Below are 17,065 nucleotides of genomic sequence, written 5' to 3' on the forward strand. Positions count from 1 at the left end.
AAGATATAAGCAGAACTATAATGACTATTAATTTTTTCCTTAAGCTCATAAATATAAAACAATTTAATTTTATTGTATTTATTAACCTATAAATATATTAAAAAAAATAAAATGTTAGATCTAATAATTAAAAATGGTTCATGCTACATAGACAAAGATCTTAGGTATCAAGATATAGCAATTAAAGATGGTAAAATTATAAAAATTGGTAAAATTGATAATGAAGCTAAAGAAGCTTTTGATGCTAAAGGGTTAACAGTTTTACCAGGCTGTATTGATACCCAAACTCATTTTAGAGAACCTGGGTCAACAGATACTGAAGATTTACACTCAGGAAGTAGAGCTGCAATAGTAGGTGGCATAACAAGTGTGTTTGAGATGCCAAATACTAATCCACCAACATCTACTAAGGCAGAATTTCAGAAAAAATTAGATTTAGCTAAAAATAGAATGTATTGCAATTATGCATTTTATTTTGGAGCAACAGCTGATAACGCAAATGAGTTAGCAGATTTAGTAAATTTAGAGGGTTGTTGTGGAATTAAACTGTTTGCTGGATCATCAACTGGAAACCTTTTAGTTGCTGAAGAAGAGGATATTGAAAAGGTATTTAAAAACAGCTCAAAAGTTGTAGCAGTACATTCTGAGGATGAGGAAATTTTAAATATTAATAAAAAATTAATTAAAGAAGGAGATGTTCATTCACACCCAATTTGGAGAAGTGCCGAATGTGCAATTTCATCGACTAGAAGAATTGTAAGAATAGCTGAGCGATATAAAAAAAAAGCACACATCCTTCATGTAACAACAAAACAAGAAATTGATTTTTTATCGCAGCACAAAGGTAACATCACATTTGAGATAACACCTCAACATCTAACAATCTACGCCCCAGATTGTTATGATAAACTTGGAACATATGCTCAAATGAACCCACCAATAAGAGATAAATCTCATTATGACAGGTTATGGTATGGGGTAAAAAATAATCTTAATGACACAATTGGATCTGATCATGCTCCACATTTAAAAGAAAACAAAGAAAAAAAATATCCCAATTCACCATCTGGAATGCCAGGTGTTCAGACACTTTTACCAGTCATGTTAAACCATGTTAATGATGGAAAATTAAGTTTAGAACAATTAATGAATTCTATATGTGAAAATCCAGTAAAAATTTTTGGCATTCAAGATAAAGGTTTTATTAAAGAAGGATTTGATGCAGATTTTACAATTGTTGATATGAATAAAAAAATTACAATTAAAAATGAAAATATTGAAAGTAAATGTGCTTGGTCACCTTTTGATGGATATGAATTTAAAGGTACACCAGTATCAACAATCATTAATGGTCAAATTAAAATGAGAAATGGTAAAATTTTAGGTGATCCTGAGGGTAAGGCTTTAAAATTTTAAATAGTTTTTATAGTAAAACTATTTACTAGAACAACACCAGTAACAATAAAGAACAACCCTAAAACAGCCTGCCATGATAGTGATTGTTTGAAGAAAATATATCCTAATATTGCAATTGTAAATATACCAAGGCCACTCCATGTTGCATAAACAATGGCGATAGGAAGTTTATCAACCACAAATGTTAAAAGGTAAAATGAAGATAGATACAAAATTGCAAGTGTTGTGGTTGGAATTATTTTAGTAAAATTTTGTGAAACAGGTAATAACATTGTTCCACCTACTTCACAAAAAATTGCAATAGTTAAAAATAAATATGTCTTTATCATTATTTAAGAATATTATTTTTCATTAAGTCTTCTTTTATCTCAGTTAAAATTACAGGATCATCAATAGTTGCTGGCATTTTATAATCTTCTCCGTCGGCAATTTTTCTTATTGTTCCTCTTAATATTTTTCCAGACCTTGTTTTTGGCAATCTTTTAATAACAATTACAATCTTAAATGCAGCAACAGGACCAATTTTATCTCTAACCATTTGAATGCACTCTTTAGAAATTGTTGTGTGATCTTTTTCAACACCAGATTTAAGAACGACCAAACCAATTGGCAATTGTCCTTTTAATTTATCTGCAACACCTAATACCGCACACTCAGCAACTGATTGGTGTTCCGATAATACTTCTTCAATTGCTCCAGTTGATAATCTGTGACCTGCAACATTAATAATATCATCTGTTCTAGACATAATCCAAATGTAACCATCTTCATCTATATGACCTGCATCATAAGTTTCATAGTAACCGTCATAGTTGGTCATGTAATTATCTTTGTATCTTTTATCTGCATTCCACAAAGTTGGAAAAGTTCCAGGAGGCAAAGGTAATTTTATAACTATATCTCCCATCTCATTAGGTTTTGCTAAAGTTTGATCTGGCTTCATAATTTGAACGTCATAACCAGGAACAGCCTTACAAGCTGAGCCATACTTTGTTTTCATCATTTCAATTCCTGTACAATTAGAACTAATTGCCCAACTAGTTTCAGTTTGCCACCAATGATCAATTACAGGAACTTTTAATAAATTTTCTGCCCACTTAATGGTATCAGGGTCAGCCCTTTCACCAGCTAAAAACAATGACTCAAATTTACTTAAATCATACTTAGAAAAAAACTTTCCCTCAGGGTCTTCTTTTTTAATAGCCCTAAAAGCAGTTGGTGCAGTAAAAAGTGATTTTACTTTATAATCAGAAATTATTTTCCAAAAAGCACCAGCATCAGGAGTGCCAACAGGTTTTCCTTCAAATAGTACTGTGGTGCAACCTTTAAACAAAGGAGCATAGACTATATAAGAATGACCAACTATCCAGCCAATATCACTTGCTGACCACCAGACATCATCAGTATCAATATTGTAAATATTTTTCATAGTCCATTTTAAAGCAACTATATGACCACCAATATCTCTAACTATTCCTTTTGGCACACCCGTAGTTCCTGAGGTATATAAAATATAAGCTAAATCATTTGAATTCATTTCAACACAATCTACTTCTTTTGCATTTGAAAGCGCTTCATCCCAACTGATTTCTCTTGGAGCATTTATATTTGCTTCATTTCCAGATCTTTGAAATAAGATTAATTTTTCTATCTTATGAGATGCCATTTTTATGGCCTCATCCACTAGAGGTTTGTATTCAACAGTTCTTCCTGGTTCAAAACCACACGAAGCCGTAACTAATATTTTTGCTTTACTATCATCGATTCTGCTTGCTAATTCACTAGATGCAAAACCACCAAATACCACTGAGTGAATTGCTCCAATTCTTCCACAAGCCAACATTGCAATAACTGCCTCTGGGATCATGGGCATATAAATTATAACCCTATCTCCCTTATTAACCCCTTGGTTTTTTAAAGCTCCTGCAAATTTTGAAACTTTTTCTTTTAATTCTTTATAGGTAAACTGCTTTTTGTTGCCAGTTATGGGACTGTCATAAATTAAAGCTAATTTTTCACCTCTACCTTCATCGATATGAAGATCTAAAGCATTATAACAGGTGTTAGTCACCCCATCTTCAAACCATTTATAAAAAGGAGGATTAGATTTGTTTAGAATTTTTGTTGGTTTTTTAAACCAAAAAATATCGTTAGACACTTCTTGCCAAAAATCTTCAGGGTTTTTTATAGAGTTTTGATAAATTTCACTGAATTTTTTATTCATCTTTAATGATTCTATATTTTGATATTTTAAGACTTATTAAATTAAAAATTGTATTAAAATTCAAAAAGTAAGTAAAATCAACACAAATTAGAGGCAATTAAACCTTCTAAAAACTTAATTATTTTGATAGTTAATCCTCAACATGACTTAAGCATTTGTTTAAGTCTAGTTTATATAAACTAAAAAGTTAAAAACTAACGAAAGAGGGAGTTTTTTATGAAAAAACTAAAATTGTTTGCTCTTACAGCTGTAGCCCTAATGGGTGTTTCAGGTGTAGCAAACGCAGAAACTACACTGTTAGCTTCTGATGACTTTGTTGGAATTTCATTCTGGCTTGTGTCAATGGCGTTATTAGCGTCAACGGCATTCTTTTTTATTGAAAGAGCATCGGTTCCAGCTGGCTGGAGAGTTTCGATCACTGTTGCAGGACTAGTTACTGGTATTGCATTTATTCACTACATGTACATGAGAGATGTGTGGGTTATGACTGGTGAGTCACCAACAGTATACAGATATATTGACTGGTTAATTACAGTTCCATTATTGATGTTAGAATTCTATTTTGTTCTTGCAGCAGTAAATAAAGCAAACTCTGGAATTTTCTGGAGATTGATGATTGGTACTTTAGTAATGTTAATCGGTGGATACTTAGGAGAAGCAGGATACATCAATACTACACTTGGTTTTGTAATCGGTATGGCTGGATGGTTCTACATTCTTTATGAAGTATTCTCAGGCGAAGCAGGAAAAAATGCAGCGAAAAGTGGAAACAAGGCTCTTGTTACTGCATTTGGTGCAATGAGAATGATCGTTACAGTTGGTTGGGCTATCTACCCATTAGGTTATGTATTTGGTTACATGACTGGTGGAATGGACGCAAACTCACTAAACGTGATTTACAACGCAGCCGACTTTTTGAACAAGATCGCTTTTGGTCTAATCATTTGGGCAGCAGCAATGTCTCAACCTGGTAGAGCTAAGAAGTAGTTTTACTCGTTAAATAATTAGAAGAAGGGCAGGTATGTTTTTACATACTTGCCCTTTTTTTTTATCTTATTATATTTAGATATATGCCAAAGATTACATATTTAGAAGAAAATGGAAAGTCTCATACCATAGAAGTTTCCAATGGATTGAGTGTAATGGAGGGCGCGGTTCAAAACGACATTCCTGGAATTGATGCCGATTGTGGTGGTGGAATGGCTTGTGCTACTTGTCATGTTTATGTCAAAGAAGAATGGTTTGATAAACTTCCAAAAAAAGAAGATGGTGAAGAAGATATGTTAGATATGGCATTTGAACCAAAACAAAACAGTAGATTGAGTTGTCAAATATTAGTTTCAGATGAATTAGATGGACTAACAGTTAGCATTCCATCAAAACAAGGTTAAATGATTAAAACAGATACTTTAATAATAGGCGCAGGCCCAGTAGGATTATTTTGCGTCCATCAATTAGGCATCATTGGGTTAAAATGTGAAGTAGTTGATAATTTAGATAAAATTGGAGGCCAATGTATTGAACTTTATCCAGACAAACCAATTTATGATATTCCAGCAGTTCCTGAATGCACTGGAGAAGAATTAACTAAAAACTTAATTGAACAGATAAAAGCATTTAAAACAAATTTTCATTTAAACGAAAGAGTAGAAGAGCTTAAAAAAGTTGAAAAAAAATGGTTAATTAAAACAAACAAAGGAACTGAATTTGAAGCATCAAGTATAATTATTGCAGCAGGTGTAGGCTCTTTTGAGCCCAGAAAATTTCCAACAAAAGAGATTGAAAAATATGAAGGCAAGCAAATACTTTATTCAATTAAAGATAAAACAATCTTTAAAGATAAAACAGTTACAATTTTTGGTGGAGGAGACTCGGCATTAGATTGGGCAATTGAACTTTCAAATACATCTAAAGTTATATTGGTCCACAGAAGAGATGAGTTTAGAGGAATGCAAGCAAGTATCGATAAAGTTAACCAATTAAAAGAAGAAGGCAAAATAGAAGTTCATACAAAATACCAATTAGATTTAGTCAATGGAAATGAAAAAGTTGAAAGCATAAATATTAAGCATGATGATGACAGTATAAAAGAAATTAAAACTGATTATGTTTTGGGCTTTTTTGGACTAATTATGAAGCTTGGACCAATTGCTGAATGGGGACTAAATTTAGACAAAAAAACTATTCCTGTTAACACAGAAAATTTTGAAACTAATAAGGAAGGTATTTTTGCAATTGGTGATATCTGCTCTTATCCTGGCAAACTTAAATTGATACTTTCCGGCTTTCATGAAGGAGCATTAGCTGCGAGAGGTTGCTTTAAGTATGCTAAGCCAGATGAAAAATATAGATTTGAGTTTACCACTTCCTCTAAGACGGTGAAAGGCAGACTAGGTGTTAAAGAGTGATAGAGTTATTTACAGCAGATACTCCAAACGGAAAAAAAATTACAATAATGTTAGAGGAAATAGGTTGTGATTTTAAAATTACTAAAATTGATCTGTCAAAAGATGAACAATTTAAAACAGATTTTAAAAAGATAAGCCCGTTTGGAAAAATACCAGTAATTATAGATCACGAAAATGGACAGTCATTATTCGAGTCTGGAGCAATACTTATATATTTAGCAGAAAAATATAATAAATTTTATGAAGCAAAAGATCGAAATGTTATAAATCAATGGTTGATGGCACAGATGGGAATTATTGGACCAATGATAGGACAACATCATCAATTTCATCATTATAATCCTGGTAAAAGTGAATTTGGAGAAGAAAGATATTTTAAAATTACAAAAAGAATTTATAGCGAATTGGATGAAAGATTATCTTCATCAAAATACTTAGCTGGAAATGAATATACGATTGCAGATATTGCAACTTGGCCATGGATTGCAAGACATGAATGGCATGATATTGGTCTTAAAAATTATAACAACTTAACTAGATGGTATTTAGATATTGCAAAAAGAGAAGCTGTTGTAAAAGGGTACGATCTTTTAAAAGATGGCTCGAAGATACCAAAACCTTAACTAGAAATTTCCCTTTTTAGTAGATCCAGGATAAAAAATTCTTTGAAGATCATCATTTGCCTTCTTCCTCATTTCAATATCCTCTGAATTCATAAGGCTACTTGGTCTTTTTGTATGCTGATGGTAATTAAAAGTATCATCTCCTCTTGCTTGCTGAACATACATTTTACCTAGAACTTGATTTACGTTACTGCCAATATAGCTTTGAACTACAAAGCCAATTCTTCTATCATTAGTTTTATTTAGTCCCGAACCATGAACTATAGTTGGATGATGTAAGGACATTTGTCCTGCTTTTAAAACTAAAGGAGTTGTTTCATCTAAAGGAACATTTTCAACTGTTTGACCTCTAGTTAATAAATTACCCTCATCATATTTTTGCTCATGATGTTTGATATTATCTTTATGTGAGCCAGACCACATTCTCATACAACCATTTTCTTCATTAGCATCAGTTATTGCTAACCATGCGGTCACCCAATTATGTGGTTCCAATCCAATATATGTTGCATCTTGATGAAAACTTACAAATCCTTTTTCATAAGGGTTTTTAATAAACAAAGTTGTTCCACAAATAAGAATATTTTTTCCAATTATGCTCTCAACAGCATCTAACATTTTAGAATTATGACAAACTTCATCCAGTATAGGAGAAATCATATGCACATAATTTCTTCCAGCACCTTTCAGTTCATCAGGCCATTTGGTTTCAATATTTTCTATTTCTTTTCTTATCTCAAACGCTTCATCTTTAGTTAAGACTTCTATTGGAGCCACATAGCCATTATCGTGATACTCTTGAAGTTGATTTGAGGACAATTTAGGCATATTATTTAAAAATATTATATGAGCGCAACTATTTCTTCAATAAATTATTGTCCAGTCAAATCTGTTTCATTTCAGACAATTGAAAAATGTGAAATTAAAAAAGATGTTGGAATTATTGGAGATAGAATTTTTGCATTTGCCAAAGATCTTGACTTAGATAAAGCACAACTATTTGAAAAAAGCCCAGAGGAAAGAAAAGGTAAATGGAATAAAGTTTTAACTCTTAAAAATTCCCCAGTTTTGAATAAATACAACTTTTTGTTTAAGGAAAACAAATTAACACTAACTTTTAAAGATAAAGAAATTCTGACTATTAATGCAAGTGAATTAAGCGAACGTCAATTACTTTCAAATAAAATTCTAGAATTAGAAAATTCTTTAAAGAAACCAATAGTTTTAATGAAAAATGAAGAACTTCCTTTTTTTGACACATCAATTTCAAACAAAGTTGATTTTGTTAATTCAGTTTCTCTTTTAAACATACAAAGCATCAATGATTTTCAAAAAAAAATAGATAAAAAAGTGGAAATATCTAGATTTAGAGGAAATATATGCATTGATGGAATTAAGCCTTGGGAGGAACGAAAATGGATAGGGAAAACTATAAAGATTGATAACATTTCCTTTAAGGTTGAGAAAAATATTCCAAGATGTGTTGCAATTAATTTAAAACCAGCAACAGATGACAATTCTTTAAATTTACTTCAATCATTAAAAAAAAATTATAATCATTTTGAAATGGGAATTTATTTAACGGCACTTGATGATGGTGAAATTAATTTAGGTGATAAGGTTAAGATAACTATTTAATAAAAATATTTTATTAAGCAACTTTAAGTTGCATTTACTTTTTTTGGTGTACAAATAACTTCAATTTTGTTTTAATTATTAAAATAAACTTAAATAGAGGAAAAAAAATGAATAGATTTTTAAAATCGATTGGAGTTTCTCTTGTACTTCTTTTTAGTATTTCTGCAGTTAGCGCTGAAACGTTAACTAGCAAACTAGAAGGTGGTCACAAGTTAAGACTTGGTTTTGGTACCGCTGTACCGTGGGCTTATGCTGGAGATAATGGTGAAGCTTTAGGATTTGTTAACATGATTGCTTTAACAGTTCTTGAAGAAATGGGAATTACAGAACATGAAACTAAAGTGTTTGAATGGTCTGGATTAATTCCTGGAATAAATGCAAATCGTTCAGATATGGTAACTGGCGGTATGTACATTCTTAAAAGTAGATGTGCGAATATGAATTTCTCAGACCCAATAGGTGTGTTTGGTGATGCAATGTTAGTGCCAAAAGGAAACCCAAAAAACATTAATAACTATGCAGATGTTATTAGTACTGGTGCAAAACTTGTAACTGGTGCTGGTTTCAACACAGTTGAAGCTGCTAAAAAGTATGGTGTTCCTGAAAGTCAAATGATGTTAGTTGAAGGTGAAGTTGGAATTCTAGCTGCAATGAAAGCTGGAAGAGCAGATGTAGCTGTTCAAACTTTCTTTGGTGCAAAAGAGCATGAAGAAAAAACAGGTGGTGCATTTGAAGTAACTGATCCTAAATTAATGCCTAAAGAAACTTTAAATGTAGTTGGTATTGGTTTTAGAAAAACTGATGTTGAATTTAGAGATAACTTTAATAAAGCATTAGCAAAAGTTATGGCTAACCCAGCAACTATGTTAGAAAGAGCTGGTAAGTATGGGTATGATAAAGCTCAACTACCACCTCCTGAAATGAGTACTGAGTGGGCTTGTACAACTAAATAATATAAATAATAATAAAAATTTAATCAGGCGATGAAAAAAAGTCGCCTGATTTTTTTTTAAATTTACTGTAAAGGTTTTAACTTTGAATTATTTTTCATTTTTAGCTGAGCATGGATCTACAATGCTATTAGGGACGGTCACTACACTTAAAGTGCTAGTTTGTGCTACCATTTTATATGTAATTATCTCTATAATTTTTGGGTTGATGCGTGTATCTAATAATTCAGTTATCCAAGGCGTTGCAACAGTATATATAGAATTTTTTAGAGGAACTTCTTTACTAGTTCAGCTGTTCTGGTTTTATTATGTCCTGCCTTTTTTTGGCATTTCACTAGAGGCATTTACTGCTGGAGTTGTTGCAATAGGAATGAACTTTGGAGCTTATGGAGCAGAAATTGTTAGAGGTGGAATATTAGCAGTACCTAAAGGGCAGTGGGAAGGGGCTCATGCTTTAAATTTTAGTCCTTTTAAAAGAATGAAAAATATTATTATACCTCAAATTTTTCCAATCATACTACCTCCTGCAGCAAACTTAACAGTAGAGCTTTTAAAGGCAACAGCTCTTGTTGCATTAGTAACCGTTGTTGATTTAACTTTTGAAGCAAAACAAATTAATGCAATTACATGGCTTTCAGCTCAATGTTTTGGTACCGCACTATTAATATATTATATCATTTCTAGATTCTTTTTAGTCCCATTCTTACGATGGTTAGAGGTTCTTGCTGCTAGAAAAGTTGGAAGAGGGAAAGTATAATGAACGCAGAGTGGAAATGGGATTTTGCTTTTCAAATTCTACCCCAAATGTTATGGGCAACACTAAATACTATAATGGCGGCAGGCATAGGTTATGCTATTGCAGCTGTTGTGGGTTTATTGTTTTTATTAGGTCAAAGAACACCTTATAAATTTATAAATATAATTGTTAGAGAAATTATCGAATTTATTCGTTCAACACCTCTGCTTATTCAATTATTTTTTGTTTATTTTGTAGGACCACAATTTGGAATTACATTGTCAGCTTGGGTTTGTGCAATGATAACTATAGGTCTGCATTTTGGGACTTATCTTTCAGAGGTTTATAGAGGTGCATTAGAGGGTGTTCCAAAAACACAATGGGAAGCGTGTAGAGCTTTAAATTTCACAACTTTATATACATATAGAAGAATAGTTTTGCCCCAAGCTTTTCCAATAGCAATCCCGGGAATGGGAAATTATTTAGTAGGAATCTTTAAAGACACACCACTACTTTCGACAATTGGTGTTGCAGAATTATTTCATGCAGCAACAGCTGTAGGAGGTTATCACTATCGTTATTTAGAACCATACACTATAGTTGGAATTATTTTCTTAGCTCTTTCTATTCCAGCTGCTATGGGTATTAGAAAATTAGAAAGATCAGTAAATAAAGCTCAAGGAAAGGTAAAAAATTAAATGGAACACAAAAAAGAAACTAGCGATGTCTTGGTAAAATTCTCTGATGTTACCAAACAATATGGAGACCTTGTTGTTTTAGATAAGCTTAATTTAGAAATCAAAAAAAATGAAATGGTTTCAATTATTGGTCCATCTGGATCTGGAAAAACTACTGTCTTAAGAGTTTTAATGACTTTAGAAAAAATTAATCAAGGTATAATTCATTTAGATGGTGAGCCTTTAACCCACATGATGGAGAAAGAAAAACTTATTTTTGCTAATGAAAAATACTTAAGAGAAAGACGTTCAAAAATTGGAATGGTATTCCAGCAATTTAATCTTTTCCCTCACATGACTGCCCTTCAAAACTGTATTGAGGCACCAATTGAAGTATTGGGTATGGAAAAAGAAGAAGCAGAAGAAAGAGCTTTAGATTTATTAGATCTAGTAGGATTGTCAGATAAAAAAGATGAACATCCTTCAAGATTATCAGGTGGTCAGCAGCAACGAGTTGCAATAGCCAGAGCCCTAGCAATGAGACCAAAGGTTATGCTTTTAGACGAAATTACATCTGCATTAGATCCAGAGGTTGTTGGTGAAGTTTTAAATGTAATTAGATCTTTGAATAAAGAGCATGATCTTACTATGATTATGGTCACACACCAAATGGGTTTTGCTAAAGAAATATCAGACCGAGTGTGTTTTTTTAATGAGGGTAAAATTTTTGAACAAGGACCCCCAGAACAATTGTTTGATAATCCTCAAAATGAAAGAACTAAACAATTTTTACATGCCGTTCTTGATGCTAGCTAGAAAATAAATTTAGACTTTAATCGTCAGCGTATACTTTTTCATCTTTTTCATGCTTTTCTTGTGCTGCAATACAAAGATGGGCAACTGGTCTTGCCATCAATCTTTTTAATCCAATTGGCTCAGCAGTTTCTGCACAAAATCCAAAAGTTTTATCTTTTATTCTCATTAAAGCTTGGTCAATTTTAGAAATTAATTTGATTTGTCTATTAATTGCTTTCATTTCTACAGTTTTATCCGTGTAAGAACTTGCTTGATCAACAATATCTGCTGAAACACTATTGTCGTCCATTGACCCATTGTAAAGAGCTTCATTATTTGCTTTTACCAATTCTTTTTTCCATTCAGTAAGTTTTATCTTAAAAAAAGATAAATGTTTATCACACATATATTTTTCTGTTTCTTTTGGGATATATGTTTTTGAAATTTTAATTGGTGCCTTTACTTTGATTTCAGGTGTACTATTTTTTTTTATTACTTTAGTAGCTTTTTTGACTACAGCAGCAACTTTTTTTGTTTTAGCTGTCGGTTTTTTAGTAGATGTTTTTGAGATTTTAGGCATATGTATAAATTTAGTGGCCGGAGTATATTCAGCAATTAATACGTGTCAAGCAAGCTTAATTCATATAAAATCAATGAAATGTTAATCAATAAAAACAATATAAATAAATTGTTTTATAGTTTTCTTATAATTCATTTAATTTTATGGACATTGATTCCAACATTAACAAATAATAATTTACCACTTGATACAATTGAAGCCTTGGCTTGGGGAAGTAATTTAGATTGGGGATTTAATAAACATCCACCAGCGAGTGCATTTTTTCCAGAAGTTATTTATCAAGCATTTGGTTCGCAAGACTGGGTTTATTACTTGTTAAGTCAATTGTTTGTAGTAACTGCATTTATTATTGTTTTTAAATTTGCTGAAGAACTTTTTAAGAATAAAACTTTAAGTTTAATATCAGTACTTCTTTTAGAGGGTATTTATTTCTATAATTTTACAACACCTGAATTTAATGTGAATGTTTGCCAATTACCTTTTTGGTCGTTGTGTGTTTATTATTCGTGGAAAATATTTGATAAAAAAGTAATAAACTTTAAACATTGTTTTTTACTTGGAGTTTTTGCAGCAATAGGTCTTTTATCAAAATATCTTTTTGTTTACCTTCTAATATCAATAGTCCTATTATTTTTTTATATAATCTTTGTAAAAAAATATCAAAAATTTGATTTTAAATATCTAATATCTTTAGAGATCTTTATTGTTTTATTAATTCCTCATTTAATTTGGTTGACTAACAATGATTACATTACGATTACATATGGGCTAGCCAGAACAGGGCTTGAGAATTCAAGTTTATTAGATCATATAACTTACCCTTTAATATTTTTAGGCAAACAAATAGGAATACTAATTCCATTTTTTTTAATGTCGTTTTTTTTAATAAAAAAAATTAAGTTAAAAGTAACTTTAAAAGATAAGAAGCTATTGTTCTTAATATTTATTAATCTAATTCCAATTGGATTAATGTTCTTAACTTCCATGTTAACAGGGTCTAAAATAAGAACAATGTGGATGACCCCATTTTATTTATTTTTTGGTGTATTCATTATCTATATTTTTCAAGCACGAATAAATCTTAAAAAGTTAAATGGGTTTATATCAATATTTTTGATCTTGTTTATTTTTTCACCCTTTGCTTATGCTTATATTTCAATTACTGAAACTGACAAAAGAACAGATTATTTAGGTAAAGAAATAGCAATTAAAACTGAATACTTATGGAAGCAAAATTATACATTGCCAATTAATGTTGTCCTTGGCGATGAATGGCATGCTGGAAATTTATCGTATCACCTAAATTCTAGACCCGTTTGGGAAGGGGTGATTACAAAAGATAAGCTTAATTCATTGTCGAAATATATTTGCATTGATAATATTTGTGTAGGAAATAGATGAGCAAGATAAAAATTTTAATCCCTATATATAATGATTGGAAGTCAGCTTTTAAACTTTTAGAAGATATAGACTTACAAATTAGAGATTTAAAGCATGAATTCTCAATTATAATTGTAAACGATTGCTCTACGGAAGAAAAACCTACCAGTGATTTTAATTTTAATAACCTTAAGTCTATAAAAATAATCAACATGAAAACAAATAAGGGACATGCTAGATGTAATGCGTCTGGCTTAAGATATATTGCTGAGCATGAAGATTACGATTATATAATTCCAATGGATGGAGATGGTGAAGATAGACCGGAAGAAATAACTCTTCTTATTAATAAGATAAATAACTATCCTGATAAAGTTATTACAGCTAATAGAGTAAAAAGATCTGAAGGTTCTTTCTTTAAACTTTGTTACCTTTTACACAAATATTTAACTTTTGTTTTCACTGGACAGTCTATTAAGTTTGGCAATTTTATTTGCTTACCTAAACTTGCAGTTAATAAAATGATAAAAGATAAAGCAACATGGAGTAGTTTTTCAGGTGCTGTTGCTAAACTATTTAAAGATAGAAAGTCTATCCCATCAATAAGAGGTAAAAGATTTTTTGGTCTATCGAAAATGAGTTTTATTAACTTATTAAAACATTCACTATCAATTATAGCTGTTTTTAAAATGACACTATTGATTAGATCTATATTTTTTTTAATTGCTTACTTATTTTTAGTTGCCGGTAATCTATCATGGATTACATTATTGCCTATTATAGGAGTTATTATTATGATGATTTCAGTAATTATACTTTCTCAGAGAGAAAGTATTTTAGAATTTGAAAACTCTTTAGAAAATATTAGCAGCGTAGATCAACTTAAATAGCTTTTATTATTGGTAGCGAATGAAAATTAGCTGTATCTATCTTTGAAGAGTGGTCTCTTCTCATATTCCATTTTTTATTTACTCCAGCGCTAGCTAAACTTAATGTTGATCGTCCATACTTATAATTTGTGCTATCAATAGATCTCATTAAGCCTTTAATTTTCTCATCTTTTTCAGTGGAAAATAGATTTTTACTGCCACTTGAATTAACTAAACCAGTCAGCGTTATGCCTGCTTTTTGATATCTGTATCCATTAATAAAGATTTCATTTAAAGCAATCAAAGCAGTTTTAACTATTTCAATACTATTATTGGTAGCTATTGGAAAATCTATAGTTTTAGCATTTGAATAATATACCCCTCTATTTTGAAAAGGGCTTGTTCTAACAGACACGGTTATTGATTTTGCTATTAAAGATTCTGATCTAATTTTTTCTGAAGCATTTAAACAATAACTTGCAACTGCCTCTTCTAACTCTTGAAACTTTTCAACCCTTGTACCAAATGACCTTGACACTACACAACTTTTTCTTTTTGAAGTTTTAGTTTCTAGTGGGATACAAGGAATACCTCTAAGTTCTAAGGCAGTTCTAGAACTTAAAACGTTAGAACTTTTTTTAATCCAAGTATTTGACATATTTTTTAATTGTTTAGCATTATAAATTCCATTTTGATGATAAAATTTTGTCATCTGTTTACCAACTCCCCACACATCGTTGATATCTATTTTTTCTAATAGTGGATCAATATTTTCAATTCCTATCAAGTTTGTAACACCAGATTGTTTTTTCTTTGCTATATGATTTGCAATTTTGCTTAGTGTTTTTGTTTTAGCAATACCAATGCTAGTCGGAATTCCTGTCCATTGTAAAACAATGCTTCTAATTTCTTTTCCCACATCTTCTACTTCATCATCTGGATAATTACTCAAATCTAAAAAGGCCTCATCTACTGAATATATTTCTAATTCAGGATTAAATCTTTTTAAAGTTCTCATCACTCTTCTAGATAAATCTCCATACAAAGAATAATTTGAAGAAAATACATAAACTTTATTTTTAAGTATTATTTCTTTAGCTTTAAAGTAAGGCTCACCCATTTTAATACCAAGAAACTTTGCTTCATTTGATCTTGCAATAATGCAGCCATCATTATTAGACAATACGACAACTGGCTTATTTCTAATCTTAGGATTGAACAATCTTTCACAGGAAACATAAAATGAATTACAATCTACTAATGCTATTTTCTTAGTACGTTGAATGGATGACATAAGTCACAACTCCCCAAATAAACACTTCAGTTTCATCTCCAATAATTATTTTATCTTCAATATTTTTTGAACCTGATGTTAAAAATTGACCATCTTTTGATTTAACAAAACTTTTAACAACTAACTCATCATGAACATTTGCAACCACTGTTGAAAAATTTTTAGGTTTTAAGCTTCTATCAATAACTAATAAGTCACCATCATAAATACCAACATCAGTCATCGATTTTCCCTGAACTCTAATGATAAAAGTTGCAGGAACATTTTTGATTAAGTGAACATTAAGATCTACATCCTCTTCAATGTAATCTGTTGCAGGAGAGGGAAAGCCAGCTCCAGCTTTATGTAAGTAAAAGGGAATAGTTAATTTCATGTTCTTGTTTTGTTCTAATCTATAGACTAGTTATACATTACACGCAATAGGTTGTATTTTGAGTCTGTAACTGAATCAAAGGTGAATCAAAACGTGAACATTGAAACTACATTTTGTGCTCTTGTGGATAACTTCAACCAGAGATAGTTTAAGCTTCATATTAAAATGAAAAAATTTCTATCAATAGTTTTTCTTGGCTTAATTATAACTTCTAACAGTATGTCTTATGAAGAAGCAAACTATGAAGTAGTAAAAAAAAATGAAGTTTATGAAATCAGAAAATATTCTGATCGTTTAGCAATTGAAACAGATATATCAAATGAAGGCAACAGTTTTAGAAAATTATTTAACTACATATCAGGCAACAATGATAAAAATGAAGAAATTAAGATGACAACACCAGTCACCCAAATGCAAAAAAAAGAAAATATGACCATGCAATTTTATTTACCTTCAAGATTTAATAAAGAAAACATACCAAGCCCGTCTAATCCAGATGTTAAAATATTAAATATTAAAGGTGGTTATTATGCGGTTATTAGATACTCAGGAAGGGCTTCTGATAAAAATTTTATTAAACATAAAAGCATTTTAGAAAATGAATTAAAAAAAGATAATATGATAATTTTGAGCCCACCTATTAAAGCAACTTACGATGGACCTTTCACACTACCTATGAACAGAAGAAATGAAGCAATGTTTGAAATAAATATAAAAAATAAAGGAGAAATATAAATGAAAAAACTAACATGTCACTGTGGAGAAGTAGAAGCAGAAATAAACGTGCCTGATAACTTAGAAAAAGTTTTAAAATGTAATTGTTCTATTTGTAAAAGAAAAGGAGCAATAATGTCTATGGTTAAGAACGAAGATTTTAAAATAATTAAAGGTGAGGATAAATTAAAACTTTATCAATTTCATTCAAAAATTGCAAAACACTATTTTTGTTCGAACTGCGGAATTTATACACATCATAATCCAAGAGCCAATCCAGCTATGACAGGATTTAATCTTGGATGCGTAGATGAAATAAATACGTTTGAATTAGAAAATGTTGCAGTCAACGATGGGCAAAATCATCCTCTAGACAATAAGTAATTTT

The 17,065-nt window shown here is 30.7% G+C and carries 20 protein-coding genes; 14 read left to right on the plus strand and 6 right to left on the minus strand.

Going from position 1 to position 17,065, the window contains the following annotated elements:
- Positions 1–111 precede the first annotated feature (111 nt).
- Positions 112–1,416, plus strand: a complete 1,305-nt coding sequence (locus AC5SMR_RS01145; RefSeq protein WP_494577066.1) for a dihydroorotase — start codon at positions 112–114, stop codon at positions 1,414–1,416.
- Here the strand turns inward: AC5SMR_RS01145 and AC5SMR_RS01150 are convergent.
- Both AC5SMR_RS01150 and AC5SMR_RS01155 read right to left on the minus strand, forming a co-directional pair.
- Positions 1,413–1,745 carry a DMT family transporter gene (locus AC5SMR_RS01150; RefSeq protein ID WP_006997281.1) on the minus strand — a complete coding sequence of 111 codons (333 nt, stop codon included), beginning with the start codon at positions 1,743–1,745 and terminating at the stop codon, positions 1,413–1,415. The two genes, AC5SMR_RS01145 and AC5SMR_RS01150, sit on opposite strands and share 4 nt — an antisense overlap.
- Positions 1,745–3,640: a propionyl-CoA synthetase gene (locus tag AC5SMR_RS01155; RefSeq protein ID WP_494577067.1), complete on the minus strand. Its 1,896-nt coding sequence runs from the start codon at positions 3,638–3,640 to the stop codon at positions 1,745–1,747. The genes AC5SMR_RS01150 and AC5SMR_RS01155 overlap by 1 nt, the downstream gene beginning before the upstream one ends.
- 216 nt (positions 3,641–3,856) lie before the next feature.
- On the opposite strand from AC5SMR_RS01155, the gene AC5SMR_RS01160 reads away from it, so the two are divergent.
- The 4 genes from AC5SMR_RS01160 (at position 3,857) to AC5SMR_RS01175 (ending at position 6,671) form a co-directional block, all read left to right on the plus strand.
- The gene (locus AC5SMR_RS01160; protein ID WP_494577068.1) at positions 3,857–4,627 is read left to right on the plus strand and encodes a bacteriorhodopsin-like; all 771 of its coding nucleotides are present in this window, start codon (positions 3,857–3,859) and stop codon (positions 4,625–4,627) included.
- An 83-nt stretch (positions 4,628–4,710) separates the two neighbouring features.
- Complete coding sequence (locus tag AC5SMR_RS01165) at positions 4,711–5,031, plus strand: 2Fe-2S iron-sulfur cluster-binding protein (protein WP_271481173.1); 321 nt, start codon at positions 4,711–4,713, stop codon at positions 5,029–5,031.
- Positions 5,032–6,048: an NAD(P)/FAD-dependent oxidoreductase gene (locus AC5SMR_RS01170; RefSeq protein ID WP_494577069.1), complete on the plus strand. Its 1,017-nt coding sequence runs from the start codon at positions 5,032–5,034 to the stop codon at positions 6,046–6,048.
- The gene (locus tag AC5SMR_RS01175; protein WP_494577070.1) at positions 6,045–6,671 is read left to right on the plus strand and encodes a glutathione S-transferase family protein; all 627 of its coding nucleotides are present in this window, start codon (positions 6,045–6,047) and stop codon (positions 6,669–6,671) included. Before AC5SMR_RS01170 ends, AC5SMR_RS01175 begins: the two co-directional genes overlap by 4 nt.
- Here AC5SMR_RS01175 and AC5SMR_RS01180 read toward each other — a convergent pair whose 3' ends face one another.
- A complete protein-coding gene (locus AC5SMR_RS01180; RefSeq protein ID WP_494577071.1) occupies positions 6,672–7,499 on the minus strand; it encodes a phytanoyl-CoA dioxygenase family protein in 828 nt (275 codons plus the stop codon).
- 18 nt (positions 7,500–7,517) lie between these two features.
- Here AC5SMR_RS01180 and AC5SMR_RS01185 point away from each other — a divergent pair, with 18 nt between their 5' ends.
- From AC5SMR_RS01185 to ehuA, 5 genes are all read left to right on the plus strand, one after another.
- Positions 7,518–8,309: an MOSC domain-containing protein gene (locus tag AC5SMR_RS01185; protein WP_494577072.1), complete on the plus strand. Its 792-nt coding sequence runs from the start codon at positions 7,518–7,520 to the stop codon at positions 8,307–8,309.
- A 107-nt stretch (positions 8,310–8,416) separates the two neighbouring features.
- Positions 8,417–9,262 (plus strand): transporter substrate-binding domain-containing protein, encoded by an 846-nt coding sequence (locus AC5SMR_RS01190; RefSeq protein WP_271511512.1) that lies wholly within the window; start codon positions 8,417–8,419, stop codon positions 9,260–9,262.
- Positions 9,263–9,344: 82 nt separating this feature from the next.
- Entirely contained in the window at positions 9,345–10,016 is a 672-nt protein-coding gene (ehuC, locus tag AC5SMR_RS01195; RefSeq protein WP_494577073.1) for an ectoine/hydroxyectoine ABC transporter permease subunit EhuC, read from the plus strand.
- Entirely contained in the window at positions 10,016–10,693 is a 678-nt protein-coding gene (ehuD, locus tag AC5SMR_RS01200; RefSeq protein WP_271626802.1) for an ectoine/hydroxyectoine ABC transporter permease subunit EhuD, read from the plus strand. The genes ehuC and ehuD overlap by 1 nt, the downstream gene beginning before the upstream one ends.
- A complete protein-coding gene (gene ehuA, locus AC5SMR_RS01205) occupies positions 10,694–11,488 on the plus strand; it encodes an ectoine/hydroxyectoine ABC transporter ATP-binding protein EhuA (RefSeq protein WP_494577074.1) in 795 nt (264 codons plus the stop codon).
- Positions 11,489–11,504: 16 nt separating this feature from the next.
- Here the strand turns inward: ehuA and AC5SMR_RS01210 are convergent, their stop codons facing one another.
- A complete protein-coding gene (locus tag AC5SMR_RS01210; RefSeq protein WP_494577075.1) occupies positions 11,505–12,047 on the minus strand; it encodes a TraR/DksA family transcriptional regulator in 543 nt (180 codons plus the stop codon).
- 42 nt (positions 12,048–12,089) lie between these two features.
- Between AC5SMR_RS01210 and AC5SMR_RS01215 the strand changes: the two genes are divergently transcribed.
- A complete protein-coding gene (locus tag AC5SMR_RS01215; protein WP_494577076.1) occupies positions 12,090–13,448 on the plus strand; it encodes a glycosyltransferase family 39 protein in 1,359 nt (452 codons plus the stop codon).
- The gene (locus AC5SMR_RS01220) at positions 13,445–14,317 is read left to right on the plus strand and encodes a glycosyltransferase family 2 protein (protein WP_494577077.1); all 873 of its coding nucleotides are present in this window, start codon (positions 13,445–13,447) and stop codon (positions 14,315–14,317) included. The genes AC5SMR_RS01215 and AC5SMR_RS01220 overlap by 4 nt, the downstream gene beginning before the upstream one ends.
- Here the strand turns inward: AC5SMR_RS01220 and AC5SMR_RS01225 are convergent.
- Positions 14,310–15,590, minus strand: a complete 1,281-nt coding sequence (locus AC5SMR_RS01225) for a Y-family DNA polymerase (protein ID WP_278386564.1) — start codon at positions 15,588–15,590, stop codon at positions 14,310–14,312. The two genes, AC5SMR_RS01220 and AC5SMR_RS01225, sit on opposite strands and share 8 nt — an antisense overlap.
- Positions 15,568–15,963 (minus strand): LexA family protein, encoded by a 396-nt coding sequence (locus AC5SMR_RS01230; protein ID WP_018413913.1) that lies wholly within the window; start codon positions 15,961–15,963, stop codon positions 15,568–15,570. Before AC5SMR_RS01230 ends, AC5SMR_RS01225 begins: the two co-directional genes overlap by 23 nt.
- Before the next feature lie 165 nt (positions 15,964–16,128).
- On the opposite strand from AC5SMR_RS01230, the gene AC5SMR_RS01235 reads away from it, so the two are divergent.
- Positions 16,129–16,698, plus strand: a complete 570-nt coding sequence (locus AC5SMR_RS01235; protein WP_494577078.1) for an SOUL family heme-binding protein — start codon at positions 16,129–16,131, stop codon at positions 16,696–16,698.
- Positions 16,699–17,061: a GFA family protein gene (locus tag AC5SMR_RS01240; RefSeq protein WP_018413915.1), complete on the plus strand. Its 363-nt coding sequence runs from the start codon at positions 16,699–16,701 to the stop codon at positions 17,059–17,061.
- The last annotated feature ends 4 nt before the right edge of the window (positions 17,062–17,065 follow it).

The sequence above is a fragment of the Candidatus Pelagibacter sp. PS_28 genome, from assembly GCF_059417885.1.